Source organism: Paraburkholderia tropica (assembly GCF_914484835.1).
Lineage (GTDB): Bacteria > Pseudomonadota > Gammaproteobacteria > Burkholderiales > Burkholderiaceae > Paraburkholderia > Paraburkholderia tropica_A.
Genome location: NZ_CAJZAR010000069.1, coordinates 26,618 through 45,278 on the forward strand (window position 1 = coordinate 26,618; position 18,661 = coordinate 45,278).

An 18,661-nucleotide genomic window follows, 5' to 3' on the forward strand; every position below is an offset into this window, starting at 1 on the left:
AAAATTTGATCAGCGCCAAGGTTTACCGAATGCGACAAATCTCGCCCGGCCAAGCGCGACGGAAAGACGCAAATATCTTTCAAATAGCTTTCTTGCTTGACAGGCGGCGCGTGCGCAGGCATCGCTTCTCGAGCGGTGCGGATAAACAGTGTGGCAAAGCCGCGCTTTTCGAGACGCGTCGGCCTCGTCTCGAATACGGAAAATTCGACCGATAAACGGACGCGATTTTATTTACCCGAGTTAATCACTACAGCATTCAATCGTCCGATTAAAAAATCGTCGCAATATCGCATCGAGAAAATATCGTCAATGTGATTATGCGAGGTGAAAATTGAGCTAAATCAAATCTACGGATAAAATGTGAGGACGAAACCCGTGATCGCGCCGCATCCGCTCAGCTTTTCCCTATGCCGGTTGGCGAAACAATGCGCTTGCGCTATCGTGACGGGTTCCTCACGCGCCGCCTCCCGCCCTTGATCCGACGCCAAGACGCCATGACTTCCGCCACCAGCGCCTCGCCCGACCGTCCCGACGAGCAGCCGGACACGCCCGAAAAGCCGGGCGACTCCTACGTGCAGTCGTTTGCGCGCGGCCTTTCCGTCATCCGGGCGTTCAACGCCGAGCATCCCGAGCAGACGCTCACCGACGTCGCGGCCGCCACCGGCCTCACGCGCGCCGGCGCGCGCCGCATCCTGCTCACGCTGCAGACGCTCGGCTACGTCGAGGCCGACGGCCGCCTGTTCCGGCTCACGCCCAAGATTCTCGACCTCGGCTTCGCCTATCTCACGTCGATGCCGTTCTGGAATCTGGCCGAGCCGGTCATGGAGGAACTGTCGGCCACGGTCCACGAAAGCTGCTCGGCGGCCGTGCTCGACCGCACCGAGATCGTCTACGTGCTGCGCGTGCCCACGCACAAGATCATGACGATCAACCTCTCGATCGGCAGCCGCCTGCCCGCGTATTGCACGTCGATGGGCCGCGTGCTGCTGGCCGCGCTCGACGACGACGCGCTCGACGCCACGCTCGGCGCCTCGCCGCTCTACGCGCACACGCCGCGCACGGTCACCGACAAGGACGAGCTCAAGAAGATCATCGCCCAGGTGCGCGCGCAGGGCTGGGCCATCGTCGATCAGGAACTGGAAGGCGGGCTGATTTCGATTTCGGCGCCCATCCGCAACCGCCAGGGCCGCGTGATCGCCGCGATGAACATCAGCGGCAACGCCCAGCGCACCAGCGCGAAGCAGATGGTCAAGACCTTCCTCGATCCGCTTCAGCAGGCCGCGCAGCGCGTCTCCGGCATGGTGTCGCGGCGCACTTGAAACGCACCTGAAGCGCACCTGACGAGCCGCTGAGGCGCGCGCCGCCTCGCGGCCGCATCAGCGTCTCGCGTCAACCTCACCCCGCCTCGGCGAACGCCTGCACGAGCCAGTCGGCGAACGCGCGCACGCGCAGCGCCAGTTGCCGGCTCTGCGGATACAGCACCGAGACCGGCATCGGCGGCGGCGGCTGGTCCGCCAGCACGACGCACAACTCGCCGTTGGCCAGTTGCTCGCGCACGCGATAGCGCGGCACCTGCACGAGTCCCAGTCCCGCGACGGCGCCCGCCGTGTACAGTTCCGCGCCGTTCACCGCCACCGGTCCCGGCAGCGTGACGTTGCGCACGCCGTCGGGCAGCGCGAATTCGAGCGGATGCGCGCGGCCCGAAGCCGGCGAGAGATAGTTGACGGCGTGATGGCCGTCGAGCAGCGCGTCGATCGTCGCCGGATCGCCGTGACGTTCAAGGTAAGCGGGACTCGCGCACGTCACCTGTTCGAGCAGCGCCACGCGCCGCGCGATCATCGACGAATCGGCCAGTTCGCCCGCGCGCAGCACGCAATCGATGCCCTCGCGCACCAGATCGACGAAATGATCGCCCGAGCCGATGAACAACTCCACGCGCGGATAACGTTCGAGAAACTGCCCGAGGCGCGGCATCACGAAGTAACGCGCGAGCGTCTCCTGCATGTTCACGCGCAAGCGGCCTTGCGGGTCGGTGTCGCGGAACGCTTCCTCGGTTTCTTCCAGGTCGGCGAGCAGGCGCGTGCAGCGCTGATAGTAGGCTTCGCCGTCGTGCGTGGGCTTCACGTGGCGCGTGGTGCGTTCAAGCAGGCGCACCCCGAGACGGGTCTCCAGACGTTTGATCGAATTCGTGACGGTGGCGCGCGGCAAGTTCAGATCTTCGGCCGCCTGCGTGAAGCTGCGGCGATCGACGATGCGCGTAAAGATCTGCATCTCCTGGAAACGGTCCAAGGGCGTTCTCGTTTTGGTTTGCGCATGATTCGCGGGGTCGCCTGCATCTTCTCATGCCATATTGGGGCGGCCAAAAATAACGCGCACGGCAACAAGAGCCACAAAGTCCACGGGCCGATCCCGGCTCCAGGCGGCTTAGTCCAGCGCCACCCGCTGCACGGCGCGCACGAACGCGGTGCCGGCCTCGTCGAGCCGGCCCGAGTTGTCGATGCGCGTGAACGATGCGCCCGCGGGCACCTCGAACGGCGCGCGTCGCGCCAGCCGCGCGGCGACCTGCTCGGGCGTCTCCCGCGCGCGCGAGGCGAGCCGCGCGGCGAGCACGTGCGGCGCGGCTTCCACGTGCACGAGCGTCATGCGCGGATAACGCGCGAGCGCGTCGTTCACGTAGGCGCGCGAGCCGTTCACGACCACCGTGCAGCCGAGCGCCAGCCACTGATCGATTTCCACGCCGATGCCGTAACGCAGCGCGTGACTGCGCCATTGCAGCGCGAACAGGCCGCGCGTCGAGCGCGCTTCGAATTCGGCGTCGGTCAGCGCGATGTGATTCTCCGGGCCGCCGTCCTCGCGCGTGATGTAGCGATGCGCGAACACCACGCCTTCGCTCGCGAGCCGCGCGCGCGCATAGCCGAGCAGCGTGTCCTTGCCTGCGCCCGACGGGCCCATCACGTAGATCAGGCGCGTGGCGGTGAGAGGTGTCGTGCTGGTAGCGGAGGTCATTCGCGCGCTCCCGCCGCAAACGCCGCGCGCCGCCACAGCGCGAACGGCGCGCCCGGACGCGGCTCCACGTAAAGCGCCACGCCGTGCACCGGCAGCGCGCCCGCGTCGCGCATCCGCGCATTCCAGGCCTGCGTGAGTTGCGCGCGCGCGGCGCTGTCGTCGAGTGAATCGGAAAGTGAATCGGAGAGCGTCATGTGAAAGCGGAATTCGTCGAACACATACGGATAGCCCCAAGTCTCGACGTACTCGCGCTGACGTGGCGTGAGCGGCGCGTCGAGGCGCTTCGCGAGTTCGGCGGCCGTCTGCGTGGCGCGCAGCGGCGCGAGCGTGCGCAGCGCGTCGGCGGCCAGTTCGCGCAGCGCGTGCTCGCCCGTTTCCTCGGCGGCGCGCAGCGCGACGAAGCGCCCGAGCGTGGCCGCCTCGGCCGCCACCTCGAAGCCCGCGCGCCGCGCGGCCCACGTCTGCACGGCGGCGCACAGCGCTTCGGGCGTCACGCCCGCAGCGAGACGAAACGGCGGCACCAGGGTGCCGTGCCAGCCGTAGCGGCTCGGCGCGAGCGTCAGCGCGCCGAGCGGCCGCGCGAGCCCGTCGATGGCGGGCGGCGTCAGCGTCGCGCCGCTTTCGGGATCGCGCCCGAGCCACGCGCAGCCTTCGCGCCACCAGGCCGACTCGCGCGGCGGCGCGTAATAGAGCGCGAAACGCGTCGCGCCGGTCCAGCCTTCCTCCGCGAGATTCGCGGCCCGCAACGCCTGCGCCGGACTCATAGGTCGTGCTCCACCATCAGTTGCACGCGGTCGGCCGCGAAATGCGTGATGCCGTATTTGATCGGCGTGCCGTCGACATCGACGTCGACGTTTTCGACCCACAGCACCGGCTGCTGGCGATTGATGTTCAGCCGCCGCGCCACTTCGGGCTCGGGCAGCACGCTGCCGATGCGGCTCCACTTGCGCAGATAGTCGGTCACGCCGAATTCGGCGAGCGCCTTCGAGGTGCTGTCCACGCGCTCCATCACGGCGGGCAGATCGGCGAAACGCGCGGCCGGATACCAGCTGCGCGCGTAGGTGAGCGGCACGCCGTCCGACTCGTGCAGTGTTTCCAGCCGATAGACCAGCGCGCCCGCGCGCAGCCCGAGCGCCTTCGCCGCCGTGGGATCGGCCTTCACGCGCGACGAGGCGAGCAGCCGCCCCACCGCCGAATGCTGATGACGTTGCAGGTTTTCCGTGAAGCGCGTGCGCTTGCCGATGCTGTAGTCGATCGCGCCGGGCTGCACGAAGGTGCCGCGCCCCTGCTCGACGCTCACGAGACCGAGCGCGGCGAGGCCCAGCATCGCGCGCCGCACCGTATGGCGGTTCACGTCGAAGCGCCGCGCCAGTTCGCCCTCGCTCGGCAGGCGGCCGTCCTCGCCGAAACCCTTCGCCGCGATCTCCGCCGCGAGAATCTGCTCGATCTGCCGCCACACCGCCACGCCCGCGCCGCGTTCGAGCGTGCTGTGCGTCGCCTCGTCGTTCGATGTCATGGTGCTGTCATTCCTCTGGTTTTCAATATCGTTTTGCGCATTGTAGTGCGCAAGGCGTGATGGAAATATGAAACGCCCCGCCCGCCGTGTTCGGTCGACTGCACCATTAAACGTCTAGACGTCTGGATGAATAGATGCTCAAATGTCTAGCCGGGGTCCGGCAGAAACGCGGCAGAAAAGTGGCGCCAGATTTCCCGCAGTCGTAGTCATTCGCAGTGGTCTGAAATGATCCTTCCGTTCTCGACACAGGAACTCCGATGAACGCATCTTCCGCCCCGCCCACCGCCGCCGGCTCCGACGCCCGGCGCGCCTGGATGGCGGTCCTCGCCCGCACGTCGCGCGCCGAGCTTGAAACGGCGCTCGCCCGCGTCCTCGGCGGCGCCCCGGCGCCCTCCTACGACTGGCTGCGGCCGCCCCAGACGGGTCTCGCGATGGTGCGCGGACGCGTCGGCGGCACCGGCAACGCCTTCAACCTCGGCGAAGCCACAGTCACGCGCGCCACGCTGCGGCTGCGCGCGCCCGAAGGCGAAGCCGCCACGGTCGGCGTCGCCTGCCATCTGGGCCGCGACAAGCGCCGCGCCGAACTGGCCGCGCTCGCCGACGCGCTCCTGCAACAGCCCGCCCGCCACGCTCAACTGCACGCCGAATTGATCGCCCCGCTCGCGCAACGCCTCGCGGCACAGCGCGCGGAGCGCCGCGACGAGGCGGCCAGCACCAAGGTCGAGTTCTTCACGATGGTTCGAGGCGACGCATGAACGACGCTCAAATGCCCACCCACACGCCCACGCACGCGATGCTGGAAGCGCTTGCGCCCGGTTTCGCCGATCCGGTCCACGACACGCAAACGGTCTTCCGCACGCTGCTCGATGCGCTCGCGCGTCCGGGCACGATCGGCGTGATCGAAACGCCGCTGCCCGCCGCTGCTGCATCGTCTACATCGACGCAATCGGCGCAGAACCAACAGCAAAACCGCGCGGGCCTCGCCGCCTTCGCGGCCCTGCTCGCGCTCGCCGATTACGCCACGCCGGTCTGGATCGCGCAGCCCGACGCCGCGCTCGCCGCCGCGCTGCGTTTTCATGCCGACGCGCCGCTCGCCGCCACCCCGCACGAAGCCGCGTTCGCCTATGTGCACGCCGCCGCCGCGCTGCCGCCGCTCGACGCGTTCGCGAGCGGCACGCCCGAGTCGCCGGAGCAGTCGGCCACCGTGTTCGTGCGCGTCGACTCGCTGACCGAAGGCGCGCCGCTCACGCTGCGCGGCCCCGGCATCGCATCGACGCAGACCATCGCGCCCGTTGGACTGCCCGCGCGTTTCTGGCAGGAACGCGCCGCGCTCGCGCCGCTCTTTCCGTGCGGCATCGACTTCTATTTCGTGTGCGGCGACCGCCTCATGGGCCTGCCGCGCACGACTCGCGTGGAGATGAACTGATGTACGTCGCCGTCAAAGGAGGAGAGCGCGCGATCGAAGCGTCGTGGCGTCTGCTCGACAAGGCACGCCGTGGCGACACGAACGTGCCCGAACTCAGCGTCGCGCAGATCCGCGAGCAGATGCGCCTCGCCGTGGCGCGCGTGATGGCCGAAGGCTCGGTCTACGACGAGGAACTCGCGGCGCTCGCGATCAAGCAGGCCGCGGGAGATCTCGTCGAAGCGATCTTCCTGCTGCGCGCGTATCGCACGACGCTGCCGCGTTTCGGCTATATGCTGCCCGTGGAAACGGAAAACATGGCGGTGGAGCGCCGTATTTCCGCGACCTTCAAGGACGTGCCCGGCGGTCAGGTGCTGGGCGCGACTTACGATTACACGCAGCGTCTGCTCGATTTCGCGCTGCTCGCGGAAGGCGATAACGATACGGATACCGAATCAATCGCCTCGGCACTCGCGCCGCAGGAAGCCGAGCCGATGCCGCGCGTCGTCACGCTGCTGAACAAGGAAGGCTTGATCGAACAGGAAACCGTCTCGCCGGACGCCGCCGAACCGGGCGACCTTTCGCGAGAACCGCTGTCGTTTCCCGCCGACCGCTCGGTGCGCCTGCAAAACCTCGCGCGCGGCGACGAAGGCTTCCTGCTCGCGATGGGCTACGCCACGCAGCGCGGCTACGCGCACTCGCATCCGTTCGCGGGCGAGATCCGCTTCGGCTCGGTGGCCGTGGAGATGGTGCTGGACGAGTTGGGCGAAGCGGTCGAGATCGGCGAAATCGACTTGACCGAGTGCCAGATGATCAACCAGTTCGCGGGCAGCAAGGACGTGCCGCCCGCGTTCACGCAGGGCTACGGCCTCACGTTCGGCCACGCGGAGCGCAAGGCCATGGCGATGGCGCTGGTCGACCGCGCACTGCGTGCGGAAGAACTCGGCGAGACGCTCGCCTCGCCGACCCAGGACATCGAATTCATGCTCTCGCACAGCGACAACGTGGAAGCCTCGGGTTTCGTGCAGCATCTGAAACTGCCGCATTACGTGGACTTCCAGTCCGAACTCGAACTCGTGCGCCGCCTGCGCGCGCAGCACGAAGGAGACGCCGCATGAACGCGCCCGACACCTTCGACACGTCGCTCGCCTCGCACGAAACGCAGGCCGCCGACGGCTACAACTTCGCCTATCTCGACGAGCAGACCAAGCGCATGATCCGCCGCGCGCTGCTCAAGGCCGTGGCGGTGCCCGGCTACCAGGTGCCGTTCGCCTCGCGCGAAATGCCGCTGCCGTATGGCTGGGGCACGGGCGGCATTCAGGTGACGGCGGCGATCATCGGCGCGAACGACACGCTCAAGGTCATCGATCAAGGTTCCGACGATACGACCAACGCCGTGAACATCCGCCGCTTTTTCGCGCGCACGACGGGCGTGGCGACCACGCGCCGCACGAGCGAAGCGACCATCGTGCAGACGCGCCATCGCATTCCCGAAACGCCGCTCACCGAGAAGCAGATTCTCGTCTATCAGGTGCCGATGCCCGAGCCGCTCTATCGTCTGGAGCCGCGCGTGGCCGAGTGCAAGAAGCTGCACGCGCTCGCCGACTACGGGCTCATCAGCGTGAAGCTCTACGAGGACATCGTCCAGCACGGCAGCATCGCCACCACCTACGACTATCCGGTGACGGTGAACGGCCGCTATCTGGCCTCGCCTTCGCCGATCCCGAAGTTCGACAATCCGAAGCTGCACATGAACGCCGCGCTGCAGTTGTTCGGCGCGGGCCGCGAGCGCCGCATCTATGCGATTCCGCCTTATACGCCGGTGAAATCGCTCGATTTCGACGATCATCCGTTCGAGGTGCAGCGCTGGGAACACGCATGCGCGCTGTGCGGTTCGCGCGAGAGTTTCCTCGACGAAATGATCGTCGACGATGCGGGCCAGCGCATGTTCGTCTGCTCGGACAGCGATTATTGCCACGATCGTCGCAAACATCAGGATACCGAACAGTTCAATCAACCGGGAGACCGCGCATGACGCCGCTACTCAGCGCCCGCCAGCTCACGAAGCAGTTCGGCGGCAAGAACGGCTGCCGCGACGTGAGCTTCGACCTGTATCCCGGCGAAGTGCTCTGCATCGTCGGCGAATCGGGCTCGGGCAAGACCACGCTGCTCAACACGCTCGCGCTGCGCACGCCCGCCGATTCCGGCGCGTTGAGCTACGTGAACGCAAACGGCGAAACGCTCGATCTGCGCACGCTCTCCGAGCCGCGCCGACGCCTGCTCGCGCGCACCGAATGGGGCTTCGTGCAGCAGAATCCGCGCGACGGACTGCGCGCGGGCGTCTCGGCGGGCGCGAATATCGGCGAGCCGCTGATGGCCGTGGGCGCACGTCATTACGGGCAGATCCGCCACACCGCACAGCAATGGATGTCGCGCGTCGAACTCGACGCCACGCGCATCGACGAACTGCCTTCGGCGTTCTCGGGCGGCATGCAGCAGCGCCTGCAAATCGCGCGCAATCTCGTGACCGGTCCGCGCCTCGTCTTCATGGACGAACCCACGGCGGGCCTCGACGTCTCCGTGCAGGCGCGCCTGCTCGACCTGCTGCGCACGCTCACGACCACGCTGCATCTTTCGGTGCTGATCGTCACGCACGACATCGGCGTGGCGCGCCTGCTCGCGCATCGCCTGATGGTGATGCAAGGCGGCACGGTGGTCGAATCGGGCCTGACCGATCAGGTGCTGGACGACCCGCAGCATCCCTATACGCAGACGCTGGTGGCCTCGGTGCTGCCGGTCTAGGATGGTGAACACGATGACACTCAATCCCTCATCCGCGCGCGCGTTCGCCGAGCGCCCCGCGCTCATGCTGCGCGCCGAAGACGTGCGCAAGACCTTCACGCTGCATGGTCAGGGCGGCATCGGCATCGAGGCGCTCGCGGGCGTCTCGCTCGATGTCGAGCGCGGCGAATGCGTCGTGCTCGTCGGTCCCTCGGGCGCGGGCAAGAGCACGTTTTTGCGCTGCCTGTACGGCAACTATCTCGCGAGCGGCGGCACCATCGCGATCCGCGACGATGCGCTGCCGCATCAGCATCTGGAAATCACGGGCGCGGAACCGCACGACGTGCTGCGCCTGCGCCGCAACGTGGTGGGCTACGTGAGCCAGTTTCTGCGCGTGATTCCGCGCGTGAGCACGCTCGATATCGTGGCCGCGCCGCTGGTGGCGCGCGGCGTCGATGAAGACGAAGCGCGCGAGCGCGCCGCGCAACTGCTCGCGCGCCTGAACGTGCCGCAACGTTTGTGGCCGCTCGCGCCCGCGACGTTTTCGGGCGGCGAGCAGCAGCGCGTGAACATCGCGCGCGGCCTGATCGCGCAGCATCGTGTGCTGTTGCTCGACGAGCCCACGGCGTCGCTCGATGCGGAAAACCGCGCCGTGGTCGCGCAACTGATCGTCGAGGCGCGCGAGCGCGGCGCGGCGATCGTCGGCGTGTTCCATGACGAGGACACGCGCGAGCGCGTCGCCACGCGCGTGCTGACGCTCGCCGCGCCGCGCGCGCCTGCCGCCGTGGAAGCGCAGGCCGCCGCATAACGGACCACGCGAAGAAACTGCAACGTGTCACGCGCGGCATGCACACTAGAGGCATGGAACCGGCTTTGATCCGCGCGCGCCACAACCTGATGACGACCTGATTTCTGGAGCCCGACGATGTTGATCACCAACGCTCGCATCGTGACGCGAGACGACGTATTCACCGGCACGCTGCGCGTGGAAGACGGCATGATCCGCGAGCTGTCGCGCGGCACGACCGCCGCGCCTGAAGCCGAGGACTGGGAAGGCGACTTCCTGCTGCCCGGCCTCGTCGAACTGCACACCGACAACCTCGAAAAACACCTCGCGCCGCGTCCCGGCGTGCACTGGAACATCGACGCCGCGTTCGTGATTCACGACGCGCAGATCGCCGCCGCCGGCATCACCACGGTGTTCGATGCGCTCGCCATCGGCACGCGTCTTTCGGTGGGCGTGCGCGGCCGCGACGTGCAGCTCGCGAGCGCCGCCGCGCTCTCGCGCTTCACCGAGCGCAAGCTGCTGCGCGCCGATCACTTCCTGCATCTGCGCTGCGAGATCGCCACCGAGGACGTGATCGAACTATTCGACACGCTCAGCGTGCATCCGCTGCTGCGCCTCGCCTCGGTGATGGACCACACGCCTGGCCAGCGCCAGTGGCACGACCGCGCGCAGTGGCGCCGTTATCAGGAGCGCCACGGCAAATGGACCGACGAGCACGCCGACAACCTGCTCGCCGAAATGGCCACCGAGCAGGAGCGTTACGCCGATGCGCACCGCCGCGAGATCGTCGAGCGCTGCCGCGCGCGCCACATTCCGCTCGCGAGCCACGACGACACGCTGATCGAGCACGTCGAACAAGCGGCCGAAGAAGGCATCGTGCTGGCCGAATTCCCGACCACGCGCCTCGCCGCCGAAGCCTCGAAGCAGCGCGGCATCGCCACCATCATGGGCGCGCCGAACGTGGTGCGCGGCGGCTCGCATTCGGGCAATGTGTCGGCGCTGGAGCTGGCGCAGGCGGATCTGCTCGACATCCTCTCGTCGGACTATGTGCCGTCGAGCCTGCTGACCGCCGCGTTCGACCTCGTCACCAAGGCCGACTGGACGCTGCCGCGCGCGGTCGCCACCGTGTCGTGGGAGCCCGCGCGCAAGGCCGGCCTGCACGACCGCGGCGCGATCGAACCGGGCCTGCGCGCCGACTTCGTGCGCGTGACCATGCTCGACTCGCTGCCGGTGCCGCGCGCGACGTGGCGCGCGGGTCAGCGCGTGGTTTAAGCATGTGATTCAAGCGCATGGTTTAAACACGTGGTGAACCTGCGCCGAACGTGCTTCAAGCACGCTCATGCACGCATCGGAAGCATTGCTGCAATGCGATATCGGCGCGCCCTGGCTTGCTGCGAAGCCAACGGCGCGCCGTCGAAAACCAACGGCGCGCTCTCGTTTCGTTTTCAACTTCCCTTCAAGTTCCGCGCGCCGCCCCGCATCGGTGCTTGCGCAGTCATCCGACTGTTGCGGCAGAGCATCGCAATCGCGCTCGCGCGCGTCTGCCGCGAGCCAGCATCGATACGCCGCACGCCTTGTCCAGCAAGGCTTTGCGGCCGACGTCCGCGATCCGCGAACAGGCGCTAGAGCGTTGCCTCTCCCGCCATCCGGTATTTCACTAGCGACGCAGCAATTTTGACCGGGTAAGCTTTGCGGCGCCGCTCGCAACACGCTCGACGTGAATTGCGAGGCCACCACAGTTCCTGCGCGAGCCGCGCCGGAACACAGCGCGGCGGCGGCACGACCGCACGCTGCGCGTCCTGAACCATACGAGGAGTACACATAGTGAAGAAACTGCTTGCCGCCCTGTCGGTTGCCCTGCTGGCCGTCTCGGCCAACGTCGCCCAGGCGAAGGACTGGACCACCGTGCGCTTCGGCGTCGACGCGAGCTACGCGCCGTTCGAATCGAAAGCACCCGATGGCAAGCTGGTCGGTTTCGACATCGATCTCGGCAACGAAATCTGCAAGCGCATGAACGCGAAGTGCGTGTGGGTCGAGCAGGATTTCGACGGCATGATTCCGGGCCTGAAGGCGAAGAAGTTCGACGGCGTGCTCTCGTCGATGACCATCACCCCGCAACGTCAGGAACAGATCGCGTTCTCGGCCAAGCTGTTCAACACGCCGACGCGCCTCGTCGCCAAGAAGGGCACGAGCTTCCAGCCGACGGCTGACTCGCTCAAGGGCAAGTCGGTGGGCGTCGAGCAAGGCACGATCCAGGAAACCTACGCGAAGGAAAACTGGGCGCCGAAGGGCGTGAACGTGGTGCCTTACCAGAACCAGGACCAGGTCTACGCCGACCTGATCTCGGGCCGTCTGGACGCCGCGCTGCAAGACGAAGTGCAGGCCGACATCGGCTTCCTGAAGACCCCGCGCGGCGCGGGCTTCCAGTTCGCGGGCAAGGAAATCCCGACGGGCGCGGCGGCCATCGGCCTGCGCAAGGAAGACACCGACCTGAAGGCGAAGATCGACAAGGCCATCGCCGACATGATCAAGGACGGCACGTACAAGAAGATCGAAGCCAAGTACTTCGACTTCGACGTGTACGGCGGCTAAGCCTCGCAGCGTCTGCTTCGCGACCGCCACCGCGCGGTCCGCAAAGCAAAAAGCCCAGACCCCGGTCTGGGCTTTTTGCTTTGCGGCGCGCCGCCGCCGCGATTCTGCCGCTTGCGCAGATCGGCTAAGATCATGGGCACCGGTCCGCCAGCGGACCGACAACCTACCGTCACTTCGAACGCGCCTCGCGCTCAACCGCGTCGCGCGCACTCATCATGCAAACCCGCAACCATGCGCTGATCGCGCCCGCCCTCGGCACCGCGCGACAGATCACGAGCTTCCATTACGGCCCCGCCGCCGACGCGACTGCGGCCTCGACGGGCGGCCCGAAGGTCTACATCCAGTCGTCGCTGCACGCCGACGAACTGCCCGGCATGCTCGTCTCGTGGACGCTGCGCCGCAAGCTCGCCGCGCTCGAAGCCGCCGGACGCCTGCGCGGCGAGATCGTGATCGTGCCGGTGGCGAACCCGATCGGCCTGAACCAGCACTGGCTCGGCCATCTCGTGGGCCGCTTCGAATCGAACACGGCACAGAACTACAACCGCAACTTCCACGACCTCGCGGCGCTCGTGCTGCCGCATATCGAGGCGCGTCTGGGCGCGGATGCCGCCACGAACCTGAAGACCATCCGCCAGGCGATGGGCGAAGCGCTCGCAGCGCAGCAGCCGAAGACCGAACTCGATTCGCAACGCCTCGCGCTGCAACGTCTCTCGTTCGACGCCGACATCGTGCTCGACCTGCATTGCGACTGGGAAGCCGCGATGCACATCTACACGAATCCCGAGCTGTGGCCCGAGGTCGAGCCGCTCGCGCGCTATCTCGACGCGAAGGCCTCGCTGCTCGCGCTGAACTCGATCGGCAATCCGTTCGACGAGATTCACAGCTTCTGCTGGAGCGATCTGCGCGAGCGCTTCGGCGAGCGTTTCCCCATTCCGCACGGCTCGATTTCGGTGACCGTCGAACTGCGCAGCCAGCGCGACGTCTCGCATGAATTCGCCGAGCACGACGCCCAGGCCATCGTCGAGTATCTGACTGCGCGCGGCGTGATTGCCGGCGAAGCCGCGCCGCTGCCGCCGCTCGCGCATCCGGCCACGCCGCTCGCGGGCACGGAGCCGATCGTCGCGCCGACGAGCGGCGTGATCGTGTTCCGCGCCGAATGCGGCGCGTGGCTCGAAGCGGGCGCGCCGGTCGCCGATATCGTCGATCCGCTCACCGACGAGCTGATCACGCTGCACGCCAGCGTGAGCGGCGTGATGTACGCGCGTCACAGCGCGCGCTTCGCGACGGCCGGCATGGAAGTCGCGCGCATCGCCGGCGACACGCCGATCCGCTCGGGCTCGCTGCTCTCGCTGTAATTCCCTCCCTTATCGACGTCTTCGTCATGGCTCATCGCAACCGGTGAGCCATGGCGTAATACGCTTATTGCACGGCTTGCCGATTTACCAGTCACTTCGCAATCCCAACTTTATTCGCGCGATAAAAAATACCATGCGCGGCTCATTCCGCGACTCAATCAATTGCATGGATCCGCAAATAAATCTGCTAAAAGCCGCGATCCATATACGAAATCCAATCGTTCAAAGCAGAAAATTTTATAACGCGCGAAATCGTCCTTTTTTTGCCTTAATTTTCTTTCGAATCGGCTCGCAAGCCGCTTCCTGACTGGATTTGCGCCGCTTCCGCCTGGCCGCAAGCCTCTTGTCGCTTTTACACCACACCCTGGCGACATTCATGAGGCATTTCCTTACTGTCACAATCCTTTCGTTCTCGACCCTTAAATTGCAGCGCGTCGCACAGACCGGCCCAAAAGAGGCCGGCACATACTTTTCCTTCACCCGGAGCAACAGTTGAAAAAGAAAATTCTGACCACCGCTATCCTTGCAACCATTGCGGGCGCGGCCCACGCTCAAAGCAGCGTGACCCTGTATGGCTTGATCGACGCAGGCGTGAGCTACATCAATCACGTGCAGACGTCGACGGGCAGCGCGAAGGCAATCCAGTACGGTGACGGCGTGGCGCAAGGCAGCCGTTGGGGCCTGCGCGGCTCGGAAGACCTGGGCGGCGGCCTCAAGGCAATCTTCGTGCTCGAAAACGGCTTCAACAGCGGCAACGGCACGGCTGGCCAGGGTAGCTCGATGTTCGGCCGTCAAGCCTACGTCGGTCTGACGCAAAGCAACATCGGCTCGCTGACCTTCGGCCGTCAATACTCGTTCAGCACGGACGTCCTCGGTTCGCTGTACTCGACCGGCGGCAACACGGTTTCGGGCAACTGGGCGTACCACGTCAACGACGTCGACCAGCTGACGTCGAGCCGTATCAGCAACGCCGTCAAGTTCCAGAGCGTGAACCTCTCGGGCTTCACGTTCGGCGGCATGTACGGCTTCTCGAACACGACGTCGTTCGCCGGCTCGGCATCGGGCACGTCGACGGCTTCGTCGCGCGCATTCAGCTTCGGCGCGAACTACGCGTACGGTCCGTTCAGCCTCGGCGGCGCGTACACGGACATCACGTACCCGGCAGCAGCATCGCCGACGACGTTCTCGACCACGCTCGCCAACGTCAACACGACGGGCGGCGGCACGATCCGCGACCTGCGCTCGTTCGGTTTCGGCGGCCGCTATGTCTACGGCCCGGCTACGGCATGGCTGCTGTGGACGAACACGCGCTTCGAGCCGATCACGGGTTCGTCGACGATCTACAACGCGTACGAAGCAGGCGTGAAGTACGCCTTCACGCCGGCCCTGACGGGCGGCCTGGGCTACACGTACTCGCGTTCGTCGGGTCTCGTGAACGCCCACTGGAACCAGGTCAACGGTTCGGTCGACTACGCGCTGAGCAAGCGCACGGACGTCTACGGCCTCGTGGCCTACCAGGACGCATCGGGCACGTACAAGGGCCAGGCGGTGCAGGCACAGATCGGCGATTCGTCGTCGAGCATCTTCGCGCCGTCGGGCACGGGTTCGCAGAACCAGGTCGCCGTGCGCGTCGGCATCCGCCACAAGTTCTAAGCACGCACGATGCCGCGCCCGCTTCGCGGGCGTGGTGCACATGCGCGAAAGGGCGTCCTTCGGGACGCCCTTTTTGTTGCGCGCGGCGCGTGATCGCCGCGGCGGGAGGCGGTCTGCGGCAGCACGCGATCTGCCGCCGCGCGCGCGCTTCTGGTACGCTGCGGCCTTTCCACTCGCAGCATTCGAATCGATGGAACTTCCTTTCAACGAAGCGGCCGTGACGGTCACCCGCACTTCGCTATCCGCCGCCGGTCAGGTGATCGCGATGCGCGACATCGAAGACACCCGCATCGTCACCGTGGAGCGTAGCCGCGCGGTGCCGGTCGCGATCTCGCTGATCGGCGTGGCCATCGCCGCGGCCGGCGGCATCTGGGGCTCGGGCGCCGCGCTCGGTTCCGGCGTGATGCTGGCCGTGGTGGGCTGGCTCGCGTGGATCTGGCAAGAAGTCTCGCACCGTCTGATCGTGACGGTGGGCGGCGCGCCGCGCGAAGCCGTCGTGAGCGGCGACCGCGCCTTCCTCGAACGCGTCGAGCAGGCCGTGCGCGCCGCCAAAGCCGACGCCGCCGCGGCTCCCGCACCCGCACCCGCCGCCGATACGTCCAGCGCCCGTCCGCCCGCCAGTCCCGCGAACTGAGCTACGAACTGAGCCGCGAACCGGACCTCGCACCGCGCGGCCAGCATCGGCCCCGAGCCGCTCCCGCGCGCCAGCCAGCCTCCTCGCCAGCCACCTGATTACCGCCCGCGTCCGCGCACGTCACTCGAGATCGATTGGCCGCGTGTGCCAGATGTCGCGCGCGTATTCGGCAATCGCCCGATCCGACGAAAACGTCCCCATGCCCGCGATATTCTCGATCGCGCTCGCCGTCCAGGCCGGCACGTCGACGAAGCGGCGGTCGGCGGCTTCCTGCGCCTCGACGAACGCCGCGTAGTCGGCCAGCACGAGGTAGTGATCGCCCCAATCCACGAGCGTGTGGAAGATGTCCGTGTAGCGCGCCGGATCGCCGGGCGAGAAAAAGCCCGTGCGGATCTGGTCGAGCACGGCGCGCAGCTCGGCATTTTCTTCGTACACCTGACGGGACCGGTAGCCCGAGCAGCGCAGCGCATCGACCTGATCGGACGTGTGGCCGAAGATGAAGATGTTGTCCGGCCCCACGGCGTCGCGGATCTCGATGTTCGCGCCGTCGAGCGTGCCCATCGTCAGCGCGCCGTTGAGCGCGAGCTTCATGTTGCCGGTGCCCGACGCTTCCGTGCCCGCCGTCGAAATCTGCTCGGAGAGATCGGCCGCCGGAATCAGCACCTCGGCCACGCTCACGCCGTAGTTCGGCACGAACGTCACCTTGAGCCGGTCGCCGACCACGGGATCGTGATTGATCTTCTCGGCCACGTCGTTGATCAGGCGGATGATCATCTTCGCCATGCGATACGCCGAAGCGGCCTTGCCCGCGAACAGCACCACGCGCGGCACCCAGTCGCGCTCGGGTTCCGCGAGAATGCGGTTGTAGCGCGTGATCACGTGCAGCACGTTGAGCAGTTGCCGCTTGTATTCGTGGATGCGCTTGACCTGCATGTCGAACAGCGCGTCCGGGTCGAACGGCAGCCCCGTGCGCGCCGTAAGCCGGCGAATCAAACGCACCTTGTTTTCGCGCTTGGCCGCGCGGAACGCGGCCTCGAACGCCGGGTCGCCCGCCAGCTTGCGCAGCGCGCCCAGCTCGAACAGATCGGTGCGCCAGCGCGTGCCGATGGTGTCGTCGACGAGCCGCGCGAGCGGCGGACTCGCCTGCCCGAGCCAGCGGCGCGGCGTGATGCCGTTCGTCACGTTGGTGAAGCGCTCGGGATAGAGCCGCGCGAAATCGCCGAAGATATCGCGCGTCATCAGTTGCGAATGCAGCTTCGAAACGCCGTTCACCTTGTGGCTCGCCACGATCGCGAGATACGCCATGCGCACGCGCCGCTGACCGTATTCGTCGACGAGCGAAATGCGGCGGATAAAGTCGAGATCGTGCGTGCCCTTCTCGCTCGCCTCGCGCAGAAACGCGGCATTGATATCGAAGATGATTTCGAGGTGGCGCGGCAGCAGGCGCGCCAATAGTTCGACGTCCCAGGTTTCGAGCGCTTCGGGCATCAGCGTGTGATTCGTGTACGAGAACACGCGCTTGATGTGGCCCATCGCCTCGTCCCACGGCATGTGATGGATATCGACGAGCAGCCGGATCAATTCGGGAATCGCCAGCACCGGATGCGTGTCGTTCAGATGCACGGCCACCTTGTCGGAGAAGCGGCCGAACGTGCTGTGCGTGCGCAGATAGCGGCGGATCAGATCCTGCATCGTCGCCGACACGAAGAAATATTCCTGACGCAGACGCAGCTCGCGGCCCGCCATCGTCGAGTCGTCGGGATACAGCAGACGCGATACGTTCTCCGAAACATTTCTCGCTTCGACCGCGCGCTGATAATCGCCCTTGTTGAACGCGGAAAGGTCGAGTTCCTCGTCAGAGCGTGCGGACCACAGGCGCAGTGTGTTCGTCGCGCTGGTCGCGTAGCCGGGAATCACGGTGTCGTAGGCCATCGCGTTCACGTGCTGCGTGTCGATCCATTCGACGTGGCCGTCGCGCTGCACGGTGCGCCCGCCGAAGTGCACGGGATACTGCACCTCGGGGCGCGGAAACTCCCACGGATTGCCCGAGCGCAGCCAGTAGTCGGGCGCTTCGACCTGCTCGCCGTTGATGATCTGCTGGCGGAACATGCCGTAGTCGTAGCGGATGCCGTAGCCGAAGCCCGGAATGCCGAGCGTCGCCATCGAGTCGAGGAAGCACGCGGCGAGCCGGCCGAGGCCGCCGTTGCCGAGCGCGGCGTCGGGTTCGAGGTCGATCACCGAATCGAGGTCCACGCCGACATCGGCGAGCGCCTCTTTCATCTGATCGTGGATGCCGAGCGCGAGCAGCGCATTCGAGAACGTGCGGCCGATGAGAAATTCCATCGACAGGTAGTAGACGCGTTTGACGTCCTGATCGTACTGGCGGCGCGTGGTGATCATCCAGCGCTCGACCAGCCGGTCGCGCACGGCGAGCGCGGCGGCGTGCAGCCAGTCCTGCGGGCGCGCCGTGACGGCGTCCTTGCCGACGCCATACATCAGGCGATTGGAGATGGAGCGGCGCAGCGCATCGGCGCTGCTCTTCAACTGGTCGAACTCAAGACCGACTGCTGTCATCGAATGCCTCCCGGAAAAGCGACGCGCCGCGAATGCGAGCAGATGCCAGCAGATGCGGTGGCGCGCGGTCGTTCAGGGGCTGCGCGCGGGCACCGTTCGAGTGCATGCGATTGCGTTCGGATGCGTTCGGATGCGTTCGATTGCGTGCCTCAGTGGCTCGCATCGGTTCGCATCGACTCGCACCGGTTCGCATCACTTCGCATGAAGGCCCCAGGCCCGCAGACGCAGATCAGTTTGCAGATTAGGACATTTTCGGATCGCGTGCGGCAGCGCGGCATGGCGAACGCGCCTGGTTCGCCATGCCGCGAAAGCGCTCGCGGCACGCGAGGCGGGGGACTCGGCCCGATGCGGCGAGGTTGGC

At 66.5% G+C, this 18,661-nt stretch carries 17 protein-coding genes; 12 read left to right on the forward strand and 5 right to left on the reverse strand.

Annotation, left to right across the window (positions count from 1 at the left end):
* Positions 1–494 precede the first annotated feature (494 nt).
* Positions 495–1,319: an IclR family transcriptional regulator gene (locus LDO54_RS26305; RefSeq protein ID WP_224013607.1), complete on the forward strand. Its 825-nt coding sequence runs from the start codon at positions 495–497 to the stop codon at positions 1,317–1,319.
* Between the two features lie 76 nt (positions 1,320–1,395).
* Here the strand turns inward: LDO54_RS26305 and LDO54_RS26310 are convergent, their stop codons facing one another.
* From LDO54_RS26310 to phnF, 4 genes are all read right to left on the reverse strand, one after another.
* Positions 1,396–2,289 (reverse strand): LysR family transcriptional regulator, encoded by an 894-nt coding sequence (locus LDO54_RS26310; protein WP_224013608.1) that lies wholly within the window; start codon positions 2,287–2,289, stop codon positions 1,396–1,398.
* A gap of 135 nt (positions 2,290–2,424) precedes the next feature.
* Entirely contained in the window at positions 2,425–3,006 is a 582-nt protein-coding gene (gene phnN / locus LDO54_RS26315) for a phosphonate metabolism protein/1,5-bisphosphokinase (PRPP-forming) PhnN (RefSeq protein WP_224013609.1), read from the reverse strand.
* Positions 3,003–3,770 carry a DUF1045 domain-containing protein gene (locus LDO54_RS26320; protein WP_224013610.1) on the reverse strand — a complete coding sequence of 256 codons (768 nt, stop codon included), beginning with the start codon at positions 3,768–3,770 and terminating at the stop codon, positions 3,003–3,005. The genes phnN and LDO54_RS26320 overlap by 4 nt, the downstream gene beginning before the upstream one ends.
* A complete protein-coding gene (gene phnF / locus LDO54_RS26325) occupies positions 3,767–4,522 on the reverse strand; it encodes a phosphonate metabolism transcriptional regulator PhnF (RefSeq protein WP_224013611.1) in 756 nt (251 codons plus the stop codon). The genes LDO54_RS26320 and phnF overlap by 4 nt, the downstream gene beginning before the upstream one ends.
* Before the next feature lie 257 nt (positions 4,523–4,779).
* On the opposite strand from phnF, the gene phnG reads away from it, so the two are divergent.
* From phnG to LDO54_RS26380, 11 genes are all read left to right on the forward strand, one after another.
* The gene (phnG, locus tag LDO54_RS26330; protein ID WP_224013612.1) at positions 4,780–5,277 is read left to right on the forward strand and encodes a phosphonate C-P lyase system protein PhnG; all 498 of its coding nucleotides are present in this window, start codon (positions 4,780–4,782) and stop codon (positions 5,275–5,277) included.
* Complete coding sequence (gene phnH / locus LDO54_RS26335) at positions 5,274–5,948, forward strand: phosphonate C-P lyase system protein PhnH (protein ID WP_224013613.1); 675 nt, start codon at positions 5,274–5,276, stop codon at positions 5,946–5,948. The genes phnG and phnH overlap by 4 nt, the downstream gene beginning before the upstream one ends.
* Complete coding sequence (locus tag LDO54_RS26340) at positions 5,948–7,042, forward strand: carbon-phosphorus lyase complex subunit PhnI (protein ID WP_224013614.1); 1,095 nt, start codon at positions 5,948–5,950, stop codon at positions 7,040–7,042. Before phnH ends, LDO54_RS26340 begins: the two co-directional genes overlap by 1 nt.
* Complete coding sequence (locus LDO54_RS26345) at positions 7,039–7,959, forward strand: alpha-D-ribose 1-methylphosphonate 5-phosphate C-P-lyase PhnJ (protein WP_224013615.1); 921 nt, start codon at positions 7,039–7,041, stop codon at positions 7,957–7,959. The genes LDO54_RS26340 and LDO54_RS26345 overlap by 4 nt, the downstream gene beginning before the upstream one ends.
* A complete protein-coding gene (phnK, locus tag LDO54_RS26350) occupies positions 7,956–8,726 on the forward strand; it encodes a phosphonate C-P lyase system protein PhnK (RefSeq protein ID WP_224013616.1) in 771 nt (256 codons plus the stop codon). Before LDO54_RS26345 ends, phnK begins: the two co-directional genes overlap by 4 nt.
* 13 nt (positions 8,727–8,739) lie before the next feature.
* Positions 8,740–9,513 carry a phosphonate C-P lyase system protein PhnL gene (phnL, locus tag LDO54_RS26355; protein ID WP_224013617.1) on the forward strand — a complete coding sequence of 258 codons (774 nt, stop codon included), beginning with the start codon at positions 8,740–8,742 and terminating at the stop codon, positions 9,511–9,513.
* A 117-nt stretch (positions 9,514–9,630) separates the two neighbouring features.
* The gene (locus LDO54_RS26360) at positions 9,631–10,764 is read left to right on the forward strand and encodes an alpha-D-ribose 1-methylphosphonate 5-triphosphate diphosphatase (protein ID WP_224013618.1); all 1,134 of its coding nucleotides are present in this window, start codon (positions 9,631–9,633) and stop codon (positions 10,762–10,764) included.
* Positions 10,765–11,316: 552 nt separating this feature from the next.
* Entirely contained in the window at positions 11,317–12,084 is a 768-nt protein-coding gene (locus LDO54_RS26365) for an ABC transporter substrate-binding protein (protein WP_224013619.1), read from the forward strand.
* Positions 12,085–12,299: 215 nt separating this feature from the next.
* Complete coding sequence (locus LDO54_RS26370; protein WP_224013620.1) at positions 12,300–13,439, forward strand: succinylglutamate desuccinylase/aspartoacylase family protein; 1,140 nt, start codon at positions 12,300–12,302, stop codon at positions 13,437–13,439.
* 492 nt (positions 13,440–13,931) lie between these two features.
* Positions 13,932–15,092 (forward strand): porin, encoded by a 1,161-nt coding sequence (locus LDO54_RS26375; protein ID WP_224013621.1) that lies wholly within the window; start codon positions 13,932–13,934, stop codon positions 15,090–15,092.
* Positions 15,093–15,282: 190 nt separating this feature from the next.
* The gene (locus LDO54_RS26380; protein WP_224013622.1) at positions 15,283–15,726 is read left to right on the forward strand and encodes a DUF6232 family protein; all 444 of its coding nucleotides are present in this window, start codon (positions 15,283–15,285) and stop codon (positions 15,724–15,726) included.
* A gap of 120 nt (positions 15,727–15,846) precedes the next feature.
* Here LDO54_RS26380 and LDO54_RS26385 read toward each other — a convergent pair whose 3' ends face one another.
* Positions 15,847–18,300: a glycogen/starch/alpha-glucan phosphorylase gene (locus LDO54_RS26385; protein WP_224013623.1), complete on the reverse strand. Its 2,454-nt coding sequence runs from the start codon at positions 18,298–18,300 to the stop codon at positions 15,847–15,849.
* Positions 18,301–18,661 lie beyond the last annotated feature (361 nt).